Origin of the sequence: Williamsia sp. CHRR-6 (assembly GCF_018474015.1) — a bacterium.
Classification (GTDB): domain Bacteria; phylum Actinomycetota; class Actinomycetes; order Mycobacteriales; family Mycobacteriaceae; genus Williamsia_A.
Map to the genome: position 1 here is coordinate 128,228 of NZ_JAHCSG010000001.1, position 12,356 is coordinate 140,583.

At 68.4% G+C, this 12,356-nt stretch carries 9 protein-coding genes; all 9 read right to left on the reverse strand.

From position 1 onward, the window contains the following. Positions 1-87 precede the first annotated feature (87 nt). The 9 genes from KIK15_RS00540 to KIK15_RS00580 all read right to left on the reverse strand — a co-directional run bounded on the left by KIK15_RS00540 (position 88) and on the right by KIK15_RS00580 (position 12,319). Complete coding sequence (locus KIK15_RS00540; RefSeq protein WP_214242235.1) at positions 88-999, reverse strand: FtsQ-type POTRA domain-containing protein; 912 nt, start codon at positions 997-999, stop codon at positions 88-90. Continuing rightward, positions 996-2,423 (reverse strand): UDP-N-acetylmuramate--L-alanine ligase, encoded by a 1,428-nt coding sequence (murC, locus tag KIK15_RS00545; protein WP_250323967.1) that lies wholly within the window; start codon positions 2,421-2,423, stop codon positions 996-998. Before murC ends, KIK15_RS00540 begins: the two co-directional genes overlap by 4 nt. Positions 2,424-2,545: 122 nt before the next feature. Then, positions 2,546-3,715, reverse strand: coding sequence for an undecaprenyldiphospho-muramoylpentapeptide beta-N-acetylglucosaminyltransferase (murG, locus tag KIK15_RS00550; protein ID WP_374222795.1), 1,170 nt, complete (start codon positions 3,713-3,715; stop codon positions 2,546-2,548). After that, entirely contained in the window at positions 3,700-5,325 is a 1,626-nt protein-coding gene (gene ftsW / locus KIK15_RS00555) for a putative lipid II flippase FtsW (protein WP_214242238.1), read from the reverse strand. Before ftsW ends, murG begins: the two co-directional genes overlap by 16 nt. Then, positions 5,322-6,890: a UDP-N-acetylmuramoyl-L-alanine--D-glutamate ligase gene (gene murD, locus KIK15_RS00560; protein WP_214242239.1), complete on the reverse strand. Its 1,569-nt coding sequence runs from the start codon at positions 6,888-6,890 to the stop codon at positions 5,322-5,324. The genes ftsW and murD overlap by 4 nt, the downstream gene beginning before the upstream one ends. A gap of 97 nt (positions 6,891-6,987) precedes the next feature. Then, on the reverse strand, positions 6,988-8,082 hold the full coding sequence (mraY, locus tag KIK15_RS00565; RefSeq protein WP_214242240.1) for a phospho-N-acetylmuramoyl-pentapeptide-transferase: 1,095 nt from the start codon (positions 8,080-8,082) through the stop codon (positions 6,988-6,990). A 40-nt stretch (positions 8,083-8,122) separates the two neighbouring features. Continuing rightward, on the reverse strand, positions 8,123-8,629 hold the full coding sequence (locus tag KIK15_RS00570; protein ID WP_214242241.1) for a glutamate ligase domain-containing protein: 507 nt from the start codon (positions 8,627-8,629) through the stop codon (positions 8,123-8,125). Beyond that, the gene (locus KIK15_RS00575; RefSeq protein ID WP_214242242.1) at positions 8,626-10,203 is read right to left on the reverse strand and encodes a UDP-N-acetylmuramoyl-L-alanyl-D-glutamate--2,6-diaminopimelate ligase; all 1,578 of its coding nucleotides are present in this window, start codon (positions 10,201-10,203) and stop codon (positions 8,626-8,628) included. Before KIK15_RS00575 ends, KIK15_RS00570 begins: the two co-directional genes overlap by 4 nt. Before the next feature lie 178 nt (positions 10,204-10,381). Next, positions 10,382-12,319, reverse strand: a complete 1,938-nt coding sequence (locus KIK15_RS00580; RefSeq protein WP_250323877.1) for a penicillin-binding protein 2 — start codon at positions 12,317-12,319, stop codon at positions 10,382-10,384. Positions 12,320-12,356 lie beyond the last annotated feature (37 nt).

The window sequence follows — 12,356 nt, forward strand, 5'->3', positions numbered from 1 at the left end:
TCCAGGAGGCTGGCGGCGTGTCGCCGAGATATCGCCGCGCAGACAGGCGAATTCGGTCCTCCGCACGCCCAAGCGGTGAGCGATCGTTCAGCGGTAGGTGGGAAACATCGGGCTGGTGACGTCGTACTGGGTGGCAGGCCGGGTCAGCAGATAGCGCAGGGTGCGCGCCTTCTCGTCGGTCCGCTCGGCGTCGCCCCACACCACAACTCGCTTGTCGCGCAACGTCAGGCGCACGTCGGCGGGGGTGTTCGCCGCCACCTCGATCACCTGACCACGCACCGGATCGGGCAGGCGCGCGGCCACCTCGAGGGCCGATCGTCGCGACGCCTGATCCATCCCCGCCGCGGGCTCGACGAGCCGCGGCAACGCCGGCAGCACCGCCGCGCGACCTGACGCAGACCTGAGGGGGAGATCTGCGGCCGTGGGCACCCCGAGGTCCACACCGTCGACATCGAACAGATGTGGTGCACCCGAACGCATCACGAACACCACCGGAACCCGCTCGACGATCGAGACCGCGATCGCCGACGGGTAGGAGCGGGTGACGCGCACAGACTTCACCCGCACGATGCGCGCGATCCGTTCGGCGGCCGGCCGGGTGTCGACCTGCAGCAGCGGAGTCCCCGGTCGGATTCCCGCGGCGACCCGGATCTGTTGGTCGTCGACGGTGGCAGCCCCGGTGACCGTGACAGTGCGCACCGACATCAACGGCGAGACGTAGGCCACCACGCCTGCGGCGATCAGCGCCACGACGGCCACCACGGTTGCGATCGCGGTGCGTGCACCTCGTACTCGGCCCTTGCTCGTGCGAACCCGATCCACGCCCGCGCCACCAGAGCGCGCACGTCCAGACCGGGCACGCCTGGACTCCGACCCTCGAGCCGAAGCGGTTCGGGCAGAACCGGTTCGCTGCGCCTCGGGCTCGTCACCGTGATCGCGGTGCGCGGGCTCATCGCGGTCGGGGCGGGTGTCGCGGTCGATGACGTCGTCTGTGGTCACATCTGTCCCCGTCGCGTGAGTGCGCTGATGATCTCCGGCCCCTGCATGGTGATGTCACCGGCACCGAGGGTGATGATCACATCCCCGGGTCGGGCCAGGTCGGCGACGTGGCCGGCCACCGCCGACAGGTCGGCGACGAACTCGACGTCGACCGACACCAGTGCGGCCACCGTGCGCCCACTGATCCCGTCGATCGGCTCCTCCCGTGCGCCGTAGACGTCGAGCACCACCACATGGTCGGCGAGGTCGAGTGCCGTGGCGAACTCAGCTGCGAATGTCGCTGTGCGCGAATACAGATGCGGCTGGAAGACGGCGACCACCCGACCCCCGGTGGTGGCCTCGGCGAGCTGCCGCGCCGCGATCAGCACCGCGCGCACCTCCGTCGGGTGGTGGGCGTAGTCGTCATACACCGCCACATCACCCACCCGGCCACGCAGCTGGAACCTGCGGTGAACGCCGGTGAACGACTCCACCCCGGCGATCACCTCGGCGAGCTCCGCGCCCACCACGAGACCGGCGACCGCGGCGGCAACGGCGTTGCGGGCCATGTGAACACCGGGCACACCGACGGTCAGAGGCACCGAGGTGTCCAGGCTCAGCGGCGGGTGCAGTGTGACGGTCGCGGTGCTGCCGGCACCTCGCACCCGCCAGTCCGAGAGCACCGCCGCGTGGTGCACCATCGGCGCCAGATGCGCGAACTCCCCAGTGCCGTACCCGATCACCTGCACTCCGCGAGCGGTCAGCGGGGCATGTGTTCGGGCTGCCAACTCCGCAGCTCCTGGATCATCGAGGCAGACCACGAATGTGCCACCAGCGGTGAGCCGATCGACGAAGGCGTCGAACACCGCCGTGTAGGCGGCCACCGACCCGAAGTGGTCGAGATGATCGGCCTCCACGTTGGTCACCACGATCACGTCGGGGCGATATTCCAGCAGCGATCCATCACTCTCGTCGGCCTCGGCCACGAACACCTCACCCACACCGTGGTGGGCGTTGGTGCCCGATTCGTTGAGCTCGCCCCCCACCGCGAACGACGGGTCGAACCCACAGTGCTGCAGCGCGACCACGGTCATCGAGGTGGTCGAGGTCTTCCCGTGAGTGCCGGCGATCAACACGCTGCGATGATCGTTCATCAGCCTGGCCAAGACCGTCGGACGCAACAACACCGGGACACCGCGCCGATGTGCTTCCACCAGTTCAGGATTCGACTTCGGGATGGCGGCGTGGGTGGTGATGACCGCAGTGGGTCCACCGGGCAGCAGATCGAGTGCGCCGGCAGCATGACCGATGGTGATCACCGCACCGCGGGTGCGCAGCGCATGCACCCCACGACCATCCTTGGCGTCTGACCCCGACACCTGTCCGCCCCGAGCCAACAGGATGCGAGCGAGACCAGACATCCCGGCGCCGCCGATCCCCACCATGTGCACGCGTTCGAGTTCCGGCGGCAGCGCGACCGGCGGACCGACCGGGACCGCCGGGGACACTCCGGCGTGCTCGCTGTGCCCGGAACCGGGATTCTCCGGGGAAGGGTTCTCGGGATCGATCACGGTGCTGCCGTCCGATCCCGGTAGACGCGGGCCAGTTCGAGGCCCGCCTGCGCCACCGCGGCCGCGGCGTCACGGTGGCCCACCGACGCTGCGGCCAGCGACATCTGTGACAGGTGCTCGGCATCGGACAACAGCGTGGGAATGGTGTCGGCGACCCACTGCGCGGTGAGTTCGGAGTCGTCCAGCAGGATCCCGCCGCCCGCCGAGACCACCGGCACTGCGTTGAGCCGCTGCTCGCCGTTCCCGTGCGGAAGCGGGACGTACACCGCCGGCAACCCGGTCGCCGAGATCTCGGCCACCGTCATCGCTCCCGAGCGACAGATGACCAGATCGGCTGCGGCGTAGGCGAGATCCATCCGCTTGAGGTAGCCCACCGCCACATAGGGCGGAGCCCCGGCAGGCGAGTCGACCACGATGGAGTTCTTCGGACCGTGGGCGTGCAGCACCCCGATCCCGGCTGCGCCAAGGGCTCCGGCGGCATCGGCCACCGCGGTGTTGATGGTCCGGGCACCCTGAGATCCACCGAACGCCAACAGCGTCGGGGCATCGGGATCGAGTCCGAAGTAGTGGCGTGCCTGAGCTCGCAGCGCACCGCGGTCGAGTCCGGTCAACGATCCGCGGACCGGGATGCCGACCACCGTGGCCTCGATCCCCGATCCGTCCACTGCGGCGAGCACCGTGTCGGCCATGCGCGCACCGATCCGATTGGCCACTCCCGCACTCGCATTGGCCTCGTGAATCACCACCGGGATGCGGGCGCCGGGCGCCAAGCGCAACCGCGCGGCCAGATAGGCGGGCAACGCGACATACCCTCCGAAGCCGATGACCACGTCGGCTCCCACCTCGGCGAGCACCGCTCGCGTGGCGCGTACCGACCGCAGCAGCCGGAAGGGCACGCTGAACAGATCACGATTGACCTTGCGCGGCAACGGCACCGGCGGGATCATCGCCAGCCGGTACCCGCGTTCAGGGACCAGCGTGCGTTCGAGTCCGCGCTCGGTGCCCAGCGCGGTGATCCGTGCGTCGGGTTCCAGCAGACCCACCGCGTCGGCCACCGCGAGCGCAGGCTCGATGTGACCGGCCGTGCCACCACCGGCCACCACCACCGACAGCGGTCCACGTGCCGAGGGGTGCGCAGATCGACGTGTCCTCATCGTCTCCCCCACCGTCTCGATGAGCCAGGACCGCGTTCGGCGGCCATCGACTCGGCTGCCCCAGGCCGACCGGAGGCAGAGGCGACCCGGCGAACCGGGGTCTGACCCGACGACGACCGGCCTCGGGATGGCTGCGATCGACCGGTGCCTGCTCTGCTGGAGCCGGCGGTGCCCAAGCGCCCAGACCCGGCGGTGCCAGAACGCCCGGACCCGGCGGTGCCCGAACGCCCGGACCCGGCGGTGCCCGAGCGCCGCGATCCAGCGATGCCCGGGTTCGAGCGTGACCCGGCGGCGGTCTGCCCCAGCTCGCCGGCGGCACGGGTTCGACGAGTTCGCCACAGCGCGGTCCGATCCGGCTGGTAGGCCCGCGGGGTCGGAAGCCGCAGCAGGCGGCCGAGGCGACTCTCGCCACCGGCCGACAGAGCGGCCACCGCCTCGGGTTCGTGGCGGGCCGCATTGGCCATCAGGCCCAACATCACCAGCACCGTGAACGTGGAGGTTCCGCCGGCCGACAGCAGCGGCAACTGGATACCGGTGACCGGGAGTAGTCCGATCACGTAACCGATGTTGATCAGGGCCTGCGCGCTGATCAACACTGTGATCGTCGCGGTGAGCAGCCGGATGAACGGGTCGGTGGCGCGAACCGCGATCCGCAGACCGACATACGCCAGGGCCGAGAACAGCCCGATCACCAGCAGGCCCCCGAGCAGGCCGAGTTCCTCGCCGATGATCGCGAAGATGAAGTCGTTGTGCGCGTTGGGCAGATAGTTCCACTTGGCCCGGCTCTGGCCGAGGCCCTGCCCGAAGAACCCCCCGTTGGCCAGCGCGTATCGGGCCTGTCGCGCCTGATATCCGGCCCCCAGCGGATCGTCGATGTTGCCGAGGAAACTCTGCACCCGCTCAGACCGGTAACCCTCGACCATCGCCAACACGATCGCGATGGACGCACCGGCGATGACGAAGCCGGCGAACACCCGCAGCTGCAGACCGGCAAACCACAGTTGGGTACCCACGATGATCGCGATGGTGATGGTGGTGCTCAGGTTGGGCTCGAGGATGATCAGGGCGCAGATCAGGACGGCTACCGGAACCAGCGGCACCAGCAGCTCGCGTAGCGTGGCGCGGTCGCGGATGCGTGAGGCCAGCAGGTGCGAACCCCACAGGCACAGAGCCACTTTCACCAGCTCCGAGGGCTGCACCGAGAACCCGGCCACCACGAACCACCGCCGCGCGCCACCGCTGAGGTTGCCCAGGCCCGGCACCAAGACCAGCATCAGCATCACCGTGGTGATCACCAGTGCGGGTGCAGCGATGCGGCGCATGAAGCGCACCGACAGACGTAGCGAGAAATAAAACAGGACGCTGCCGAAGACCGCGAACACCACCTGCTGGGTGAACAGCCCATACGCCGAACCGTTCTTGGAGTATCCCTCCACCGACGAGGCCGAGAGCACCATGATCAGACCGAAGACGGTCAACGCCACCGTCAGCCCGACCACCAGATGAAACGATGCCAAGGGCCGCCGCAGCATCGCACCCAGCGCAGATCGGACCGAAGCGCTCGATCCGGTCGGCTCGCGACGTTGCGCGTCGACGAGAGTCGAACCGATGTCGCGGGTCATCGGGGATCGTTCCCGGGCGCAGTACCGTTCTCGCCGACGTGCCGATCAGCGGCTCGAGCGCTGACCGCCCCGATCGCCACGGCCCCGCGCGCGAACTCATCGCCACGCGCACCGTATCCGTCGAACATGTCCAACGATGCCGCGGCCGGCGCCAACAGCACCGCCTCGACCGTGGCACCGGCACCCGATGCACGAGCCGCCAGCTGCCAGGCCGTCGCGACCGCTGTCGCCATCACCGCAGCGGCCGGGTCACCGCCATCGGACCCGATCACCGGCGGCACGGTCAGATCGGACGGGCCGGACGGGCCGATCGCTGTGTTCACCGCACCATCGTCGCCTGTGAACACTGTGACTATTGGGATTGTTGGGGCGTGTCGCGCAAGAGCAGCGGCGATCACGTCGCGATCGACCCCGATCACCACCGCCGCCACCAGTCGATCGGCCACCTCCTCGAACAGGTCATCGACCGACGCTCCCTTGAGCTGCCCACCACCCACCCACACGATGTGGCGGTACGCCCGGATCGACACCGCAGCCGCATGCGGGTTGGTGGCCTTGGAGTCGTCGACGAACAACACCCCATCGCGATGAGCCACCACCTCACCCCGATGCCGCCCCGGCACAAACGCGACGAGCCCCGCCGCGACGGACTCCGCCGGAATACCGATCGCCAAGGTCAACGCCGCCGCCGCAATCGCATCAGCCCGCCCGGCCGGGCCAGGCGGGACGATCATGTCGATGGCCACGATTGAGCGCGGCGCGGACCCGAAAGCACGGTCGACGATCATCCCGTCGGACGTACCGATCTCCCCCGGCCCCGGTTCGGCCAGCCGCGCACGGACCGTACGGGCCTGCGGGCCGGCCGAGAGCCCCGCCGCGATCGGATCGTCGGCGCCGATCACCCCGATCGGTCCACGCAAGGCACCGGACTTCGCCTCGATGTAGGCCGCCATCGAGCCGTGCCATTCGAGATGGTCCTCAGCAATGTTGAGCACCACACCAGCATCCGGGGTCACCGACGGCGCCCAGAACAGCTGAAACGACGACAGCTCCACCGCCAACACCTCGACCCGCGGCTCTCGGCACAACGCATCGAGCACCGGGAGTCCGATGTTGCCGCACGCTGCGCCCGTGCGCGGCGACGCGTCGAGAATCGCCTCGACCATCGACGTCGTGGTGGTCTTGCCGTTGGTACCGGTGATCACCAGCCAGGTGCGCGGCGGTCCGAGCAGCCCGCAACGGTCGACATGCCAAGCGAACTCGACGTCACCCCAGACCGCTGTCCCAGCCGCACGGGCCGCGGCCACCACTGCAGAATCCGGACGAAATCCTGGGGAGACGATCAGCAGTTCAGTACCGGCGATCGACTCGATCGCCGCGGCGACCCCGATCACCTCGATTCCCGCGGCGCGCACGACCGCCCCCGCACCGGGTCGATCGTCACAGACGCGAACCCGGGCACCGCGCTGCGCGAGAAAGACCGCAGTAGACGAACACGCCGTTCCCGCACCCGCGACGAGCACCACCAGGCCATCGAGCTCGGGGAGCGTTCGCGCACCGGTCATCTCAACCGCCTACCGCACGACCCACTCAACCGCCTGCGGCTCCACCCACTCAACCGCCTGCGGCTCCACCCACTCAACCGCCTGCGGCTCCACCCACTCAACCGCCTGCGGCTAGGAACTCGCTGTAGAACAGCGACAGCCCCAGCGCACACGAGATCGCGGTGAGCAACCAGAACCGGATGATCACCGTGGTCTCAGCCCAGCCCGCGAGCTCGAAATGATGATGGAACGGGGCCATGCGGAACACCCGCCGACCCGTCGTCCGGAAGAACGCGATCTGAATCACCACCGACACCATCTCGGCGACGAACAACGCGCCGATCACCACCATCAGCAGTTCGGTTCGGGTGGTGATCGAGAGTCCGGCGACCAGGCCACCGAGGGCCAGAGATCCGGTGTCACCCATGAAGATTTTCGCCGGGGCCGCGTTCCACCACAAAAACCCCAGGCACGCTCCGCCGGCCGCCACCGCGATCAACGCCAGATCCAGCGGATCGCGTACGTGATAGCAGCCCGAACTCGAGTTGCCGCCGCCGTCCGCCCCGCCGGCGCACGCATTGCGGTACTGCCAAAACGTCACCAGCACATAGGAACCAAGCACCATCGCCATCGACCCGGCCGCCAGCCCGTCGAGGCCGTCGGTGAAGTTCACCGCGTTGGACCACGCCGCCACGACCAACCAGCAGAAGACGACGAAAGCCACTGAACCCAAGGACACCGCATCGATGTCGCGGACGTAGGAGAGTTTGTCGCTGGCCGGGCTGTCGCCGTTGGTGTTGCGGAACTGCAGCGCCAGGATGCCGAACAACACCGCCGCGGTGAACTGCCCGACCGACTTCGCCGTCTTGGTCAGTCCCAGGTTGCGCTGCTTGCGGATCTTGATGAAGTCGTCGAGGAATCCGACCGCACCCAGCGCGGTGGCCAGACCGAGCACCAGCATCCCCGACGCCGACGGACCCACTCCCCCGTTGACCAGTCCGGCCAGATGAGTGCCCCAGTACCCCGCCCACAGTGCGGCGATGATGGCGACCCCACCCATCGACGGGGTGCCACGTTTGGTCTGATGCCACTGCGGGCCTTCGACCCGGATCTCCTGCCCGAATCCCTGCCGCGAGAACACCTTGATCAGCACCGGCGTGAGCAGGATCGACACGGCCAGAGCCACCGCGCCTGCGATGAGAATCTGGGTCACCGTCCGCTCCCTCCCTGTTCACCCACGTGCGTGATGCCGGTCATCCCGACGTCGCACCGAAGGTGACTGTGTATCGGTCGCTATCCAACAGGCTCTGCGCCACCAGCGACAAATCGTCGCGGCCGGTCCCCCCACCCCCAGCGAGCAGCACCACGTCGCCGTCGGCGAGGTCCTCGAGCAGCATCTGCACCGCAGCCGCAGGATCATCGACCAGGCGGGCCTCGTCGCCCCACGAGCCCTCCATCACCGCCCCTTGATGCAGGGCGCGCACCACGCGGGTGGTACCGACGCTCACGACGTAGTCGACCGCCAGACGCACCAGGAAACGACCCACTCGGTCGTGCTCCACGGCCCGGGCGTTCTCCGCAGCGCGCACGGCGTCACCGTCATCGGGCTCACCGCCCGGGCCCGCCAGCTCGCCGAGAACCGCCCAGCACCGCCGCCCCACTCCATCGCGACTGGTCTCCACCAGGTCACGCAGCACCGTACGCACGGCGTCGGTGTCCATCGGCCCGGATCGATCGATGACGGTTATCTGTCTGCTCACTGAGAACTCCCCTGCTCCCGCGCGGTCAACGCCGCGGCCAGCACGATGCGGTCGTCGAAGGGTGTGATGGTGCCGGCCACTTCCTGACCGGTCTCGTGTCCTTTGCCTGCGACCACGACGACGTCGCCGGTCCGTGCCCACCGGACCGCGTACTCGATGGCCTGTGCCCGATCGCCGATCTCGGCGATCGGTTCTGCTGCGCGGGGACGCTCGTCGAGCGGGACCGCTTGCGCCCCAGCCAGAACTGCGGCCCGGATGTCGGCGGGTGGCTCGTCGCGCGGATTGTCGTCGGTGATGACCACCAGGTCGGCGCCACGCGCGGCTGCCTCGCCCATGAGGGGGCGCTTGCCGGTGTCGCGATTCCCGCCGGCTCCCACCACGACAGCCACCCGCCCCGGTGTGCTTGCGCGCAGAGTGGCCAGGACGGCACCCACCGCTGCCGGCTTGTGGGCATAGTCCACCACGGCGAGGAACGACTGGCCCCGATCGACCCGTTCCAATCGTCCCGGCACCGACACCCCCGCGATTCCTGTAATCGCCTGTGCCACATCAATACCCGCACACGTCACCACCGCGACCGCCAGCAGCGCATTGGCCACGTTGTAGCGCCCGGGGATCGCCACCTCCATCGTCTGAGCAGGCTTGTTCGGTCCGACCACCTGCACCCGCTGGACCCCGGCGGGAGTGGTCACCGCGTCCCCGGCCTGCCAATCTGCCGGGGTGGCAGTGGTTCCCGCCACGGTGACCACTCCCGGCCCGACGATGCTCGCCAGTGCGCGCCCCCACTCGTCGTCCACGCAAACCACCGCCTGACGCGCGCGCATTGGCGAATCCGGCTCGAACAGCCGAGCTTTCGCTGCGAAGTAGGCGTCCATGGTGTGGTGGAAGTCCAGGTGATCCTGCGACAGGTTGGTGAACGCACCGATCGCGAAGTCGGCCCCGGCCACCCTTCCGAGAGACAACGCGTGGCTGGAGACCTCCATGACAACGGTGTCCACACCCTGCTCCAGCATCGCTGCGAGCAGCCCCTGCAACACCGGCGCTTCGGGCGTCGTGAGGGAGGTGCGTTGGGCGACGCCGTCGATGCGCGTCCCGACCGTCCCGATGAGGCCGACGGTGCGGCCGGCCGACCGCAGCGCGGATTCGACGAGGTAACTCGTCGTGGTCTTGCCCGACGTTCCCGTGATGCCGATGAGTTGCAGATGCTGTGACGGATTTCCGTACACCCGCGCACTGAACGTCCCGAGCACCGCGCGCGGATCCGGGTGGATCACGATCGGGACGTCGAGCCCCGCCATCAGATCGGCCCCGTGCGGGTCGGTCAGCACCGCGCATGCACCCGAGGTGACCGCATCGGCGGCAAACGTCGCCCCGTGCACGCGGGAGCCGGGTAGTGCAGCGAACACGTCACCGGCGTGGGCATCCTGGGCGCGAAGGGTGATGCCGGTCGCGACGACCGTCGGGTCACCACGCACCGACGCCCCGATCAGGTCGGCGAGAGCACCGAGCGGGTTCGACACCGGGTGCACCGGACGCAGCGGATCTGGCTGCGGGGTGTTGCCGCCGTCGACCATGCTCGTTCACCTCCTTGCCCTCGTCGCCGTGTCACCGCCGCGCCGGAGGCCACCCGTCTCCGAGCATTCCGAACCCAGCGAGCATCCCAAACCTAGCGGGCGCAGCGCCGAAACCGACTCCCGGCCCGACGCTTCGTACCTCGAACCGTCCGACGCGCACACGGTGACCGACGATCGCTCAGTCGGCCTGTAGCACCAGCTTGGGAGTCGCGTTCGCCGACAGCGGGACGCGTTCACGTTGGAGCATCCACGAGGCGATGGTCTCGAAGAGCGGAGCCGCCGACGCGCCTGCCGATCCGTCGGCACTGCGCGCCGGGTTGTCGAGCATGATCCCGACCACGAACCGTGGATCGTCGGCGGGGGTGATACCGGCAAAGGTGATGTTGTAGTTCGAGTTGGAGTAGCACCCACAGCTGGGATCGACCTGCTGCGCGGTTCCGGTCTTCGCGCTGACCTGATAGCCCGGGATCGCACCCTTGGCGCCGGTGCCCTGCTGCACCCCGGTGGGGTCGGACTGCACGATGGCGCGGAACATGTTTCGGACCGTCTTGGCGGTCTGCGGGCTGACCACCTGGACACCGCTGGGCGCGGGCTGATCATCCCCACCCGAGACCGACTTGATGATCCGTGGTGGGATTCTCAGCCCATCGTTGGCGATGGCCTGATACATGCTCGTCATCTGCAGCAGGGTCATCGAAAGCCCCTGGCCGATGGGCAGGTTGGCGAAAGTGCCGCCCGACCACTGGCTGCGGGCGGGTACGTCACCGGCGCTCTCGGCCGGCAGACCCACACCGGTGCGGCGACCGAGTCCGAATCGATTGAGCATGTCGGCGTAGCGGGCCTCCCCGATCCGCTGGGCCAGCATCAAGGTGCCCACATTGGACGACTTCCCGAAGATGCCCGTGGTGGTGTACGGGGCGAGGCCGTGCGACCAGGCGTCGTGCACGGTGACTCCAGCCATGTTGATGCTGCCCGGGACCTGATGCACCTGGGTGGCAGTGGTGATCCCGTATTCGATTGCCGCCGAGGCGGTCACGAGCTTGTTGACCGATCCGGGCTCAAAAGGAGAGGTGACCGGCAGGTCACCCAGCTGCGCATCCTGCTGCTGCGCCAACGGCTTCGACGGATCGAAGGTGTTGTCGTTGGCCATCGCCAACACCTCGCCGGTCGTGGCGTCGAGCACGACCACCGACGCGTTGCGCGCGCCCGAGAGCTCGCGGGCGCGTTGCACCTGGGTCTGCACGAACCACTGGATGTCGGAGTCGATGGTGAGGGTGACGGTACGACCGTTCTCCGGCGGGTGCACGTTGCGGGTGCTGCCCGGGATGACCGCGCCGTCAGAGCCCTGATCGTAGGTTCGGGAACCGTCGCGTCCGGCGAGAACCGGCTGCATCGATGACTCCAGCCCGATCAGACCGTTGCCGTCGAAGTCGACGTCTCCGACGATGTTGGCCGCCAGCGGCCCACCCGGGTAGAGACGGATGTCTTGACGCTCGGCTCCCACCTCGGGGAACTCGTCTCGAATCTTCTGCGAGAGTTCAACACTCACCGATCGAGCTAGGTACACGAACGGCTCGGTGCTCGAGAGCTGTTGTAGCAAAGATGATTCGGGCACCGAATCACCGAGCAATCGATGGATACCGGCGGCGATCTCACGCAACCGAGTGTCCGCGGTCGGCACCGATGGATCCTTGGCGTGCGCCGCATCCATGGCCGCGCGCTCCTTCACCGGCTGAAAGGTCAGCGCGCGCGCTTCGTCGGTGTAGGCGATCGGGGTGCCGTTGCGGTCTTCGATGGCGCCCCGCTTGGCGGCGAGCACCTCGACCACGGCGCGTTGCTGAGCTGCCTGCGCCGAAAGGCCACCGGACTCGACTGTCTGCAGCACCAACAGCTTTCCCGCGACCAGCACCGCTGCGAGTCCGAGAACACCGCCGCCGACCCGCGTCCGGGTGAAGAACTGCCTGGCCCCGTCGCCACCGGCAGCGCTGCGTCGATCGTCGGTGATGGAACCAGAGTGCGGACGCCGACGTCTGCCGGTGAAGTCGACGCGATTGGGAGGCAACGAAGCGCGCGACCCTCGACCACCGGTGGGACGACGACGGCTGGACCCGGTCATCGCGAATCTCCCTCGGATACAGCCGAACATGGCCTAC

Bases quoted from the DNA above. Each gene is read 5' to 3' on its own strand.
- KIK15_RS00575 (WP_214242242.1), bottom strand. From the start codon at position 10,203: ATGGTCGACGGCGGCAACACCCCGCAGCCAGATCCGCTGCGTCCGGTG.
- murD (WP_214242239.1), bottom strand. From the start codon at position 6,890: ATGACCGGTGCGCGAACGCTCCCCGAGCTCGATGGCCTGGTGGTGCTC.
- ftsW (WP_214242238.1), bottom strand. From the start codon at position 5,325: ATGACCCGCGACATCGGTTCGACTCTCGTCGACGCGCAACGTCGCGAG.
- KIK15_RS00580 (WP_250323877.1), bottom strand. From the start codon at position 12,319: ATGACCGGGTCCAGCCGTCGTCGTCCCACCGGTGGTCGAGGGTCGCGC.
- murC (WP_250323967.1), bottom strand. From the start codon at position 2,423: ATGGTGGGGATCGGCGGCGCCGGGATGTCTGGTCTCGCTCGCATCCTG.